The organism is Halorubrum tibetense, from assembly GCF_042661865.1.
GTDB lineage: Archaea > Halobacteriota > Halobacteria > Halobacteriales > Haloferacaceae > Halorubrum > Halorubrum tibetense.
This window is the reverse complement of the sequence record NZ_JBHSWW010000320.1, coordinates 1-2,495: the sequence shown is the minus strand read 5'-3', so window position 1 is coordinate 2,495 and position 2,495 is coordinate 1. Positions and strand designations below refer to the sequence as shown.

Genomic DNA, 2,495 nt, shown 5'->3' with positions numbered 1-2,495 from the left:
CGGCTACCTCCCCGAACAGTTCTTCGACGACGGGACGCCCGACAGCGCGACGCCGCTCGGCTGGCCCCACGCCATCCGGCTGGCGACCGTGGCGTCGCTGGAGCGTTCGGATATTCCGACGGACCGGGTCGCCGCCGACGACTAGGCGGCTGCCGCCGCCCTCGAGTCTGTGACCGGCTCAGCGCCACTCGTCGCTGGGGACACAGTCCGCCGCCCGGACCGTGATCCAGCGCGTCGTCCGCTCGTCCGGGTCGCGGTCGGGCTCGAAGAAGGTTACCTCGTCGTCCGCGGACCCCTCACTCCGGCGACAGACGAGCTCCGGCGGCTCCGCGTGAACACGCGTCGGGGACGTGGACATACACGATAGTTCATTCCCCATCGGATAATAGGTGTTGGTTTCGCCCGCACGACGCGACGCTGTCCTCGAAACCCCCACCGATTTACTCGGTGTCGAATGAGATCTACAGCCGAACCGGGACGCCCCGGTCGTCGAGGTACTGTTTCGTCTCCTCGATGGAGTAGTCGCCGAAGTGGAAGATGGACGCGGCGAGGCCGGCGTCGGCGTTCGCCTCGGTGAACACCTCGTACATGTCCTCCGGGCTCCCGCAGCCGGAGGAGGCGATGACGGGCGTCGAGACCGCGTCACAGATCGCTTTCATCAGGGGGATGTCGTACCCGTCCTTCGTCCCGTCCATATCGATGGAGTTGACGAACAGCTCGCCCGCACCGCGCTCCTCCGCCTCCTTCGCCCACGAGACGGCGTCGATCCCGGTGCCCTCGCGGCCGCCTTTCTTGGTACACTCGAACCACACCGTCTCGCCGTCGGCGTCCTCGTAGAAGTGCTCGCCCTCGTCGTCGTGACGGCGACGGGCGTCGACGGAGATGACGATACACTGGCTGCCGAACGCGGCCGCGCCCTCCTCGATGAGCGCGGGGCGTTCGAGCGCTCCCGTCGTGATCGATACCTTGTCCGCGCCCGCCCGGAGCGTCTCCTTGATGTCCGCCTTGGTCCGGATCCCGCCGCCGACCGTGAGCGGGATGAAACACTCGTCCGCGACCGCGTTGACGACATCGAGCATCGTCTCGCGTCCCTCCGCGCTCGCGGTGATGTCGAGGAAGACGAACTCGTCGGCCCCGGCGGCGTTGTACTTCTTCGCCAGCTCGACGGGGTCGCCGGTGTACTCCAGGTTCTCGAAGTTGACCCCGGTGTAGACGGCGGCGTCGCCGTCGTCGTCGAGGTCGACGTCGATACAGGGGATGATCCGCTTCGTGAGTCCCATTCGTTGTCAGGGGTTGGCGACCCCGGGAATTAAAAGGCGCGGCGGCGGTCGACGCGTTACCGGTCGGCGTCGTCGGGCGCGGACACGTCGCCGGGGGCGTGTGCGTACACCGCGTACAGCACGAGCCCGGCGATGACGAAGTCGAGCGTGTGTTCGAGGTAGTGGTGCGCCGGCATCGGGACGTATCCCAGGACCGTCCCCGCGCCGACGATCGATCGTGCCCACAGCGCCCCGATGGCGACGCTCACGAGGAGGAAGCGTCGCCCGCCGCGTCTCCTGTACGCGACGAGACTGACGGCGAAGAGGACGCCGGTGCCGACCCCCGCGACGAGGATCACGGCCAGGAGCGGGGTCGACCCCTCGACTGTCCACCAGCTGGACCCCGGGACCGAGCCGGACCCCCCCGCAATGGCGAGCGCGGCTGCGACGACGGGCGCGATACTGGAATACACTGCTGTCACCGTCCGTGACTCGGGCCGCGGGGAACATGAACGCTCCCCACGCGATCGGAATCCCCGACGGGTTTTACCGCGTCGACGCGAACTCATCGATGAGCATGGCCGCCACGCGCGAGCGGATCCGCCGGCACGTCCACGACGCCCCCGGCGTCCACTTCAACCGACTCGGTCGCGAGCTGGATCTGGCGACCGGACAGGTCCAGTACCACCTCCGACGACTGACGCGTGACGGAACGGTGGTCGCCGAGTCCGTCGGCGGTCGGACCCACTACTTCCCCCCGGGGTACGACGCCTGGGAGCGACGGCTGATCGCGTACCTTCGGCGAGAAACGCCCCGCGCGATCCTGATGCGGCTGCACGCGAACGGCCCGACCCGTCCCGTCGATCTCGCGACGGAGCTCGATCTCGCGCGAAGCACCGTCGCGTATCACGTCTCGAACCTCGCGGAGGCCGGCGTCCTCGAACGGTCCACGGACGAGCCGATGCGGGTCTCGCTCGCGGACCCGACGCGCACCGCCGACCTCCTCGACGCCGTCTCGCCGTCGCTTCCCGACCGCGTCGTCGACCGGTTCGTCAGGACGGTCGACCGGCTACTGGAGTAGGTGATCACTGCCGCCAGTCGTACTTCGCGACCGCCCGGTCGGCGCGCTTCGAGAGGCCGTTCGGGTTCCGCGCCGGGCTTCTGTCGCGGGCCCGTGCGACCAACCCGTCCGAGCTCCCGCTAGCGATCCCGAACACCACGTCGCGGCCGTTCGCG

General features: G+C 68.7%; 4 protein-coding genes and 1 pseudogene. 1 reads left to right on the top strand and 4 read right to left on the bottom strand.

The features are described from left to right. Positions 1-178 precede the first annotated feature (178 nt). The 3 genes from ACFQEU_RS14445 to ACFQEU_RS14435 form a co-directional block, all read right to left on the bottom strand. Positions 179-358 (bottom strand): DUF7511 domain-containing protein, encoded by a 180-nt coding sequence (locus tag ACFQEU_RS14445; RefSeq protein WP_379783284.1) that lies wholly within the window; start codon positions 356-358, stop codon positions 179-181. A gap of 103 nt (positions 359-461) precedes the next feature. Next, on the bottom strand, positions 462-1,280 hold the full coding sequence (hisF, locus tag ACFQEU_RS14440; RefSeq protein ID WP_379783282.1) for an imidazole glycerol phosphate synthase subunit HisF: 819 nt from the start codon (positions 1,278-1,280) through the stop codon (positions 462-464). Between the two features lie 56 nt (positions 1,281-1,336). Continuing rightward, on the bottom strand, positions 1,337-1,690 hold the full coding sequence (locus ACFQEU_RS14435) for a DUF7471 family protein (RefSeq protein ID WP_379783288.1): 354 nt from the start codon (positions 1,688-1,690) through the stop codon (positions 1,337-1,339). Between the two features lie 146 nt (positions 1,691-1,836). Between ACFQEU_RS14435 and ACFQEU_RS14430 the strand changes: the two genes are divergently transcribed. Further along, entirely contained in the window at positions 1,837-2,340 is a 504-nt protein-coding gene (locus ACFQEU_RS14430) for a winged helix-turn-helix transcriptional regulator (RefSeq protein WP_379783286.1), read from the top strand. Positions 2,341-2,344: 4 nt separating this feature from the next. Here ACFQEU_RS14430 and ACFQEU_RS14425 read toward each other — a convergent pair. Next, a pseudogene (locus ACFQEU_RS14425) lies at positions 2,345-2,495 on the bottom strand (glycosyl transferase family 2); the annotation flags it as partial.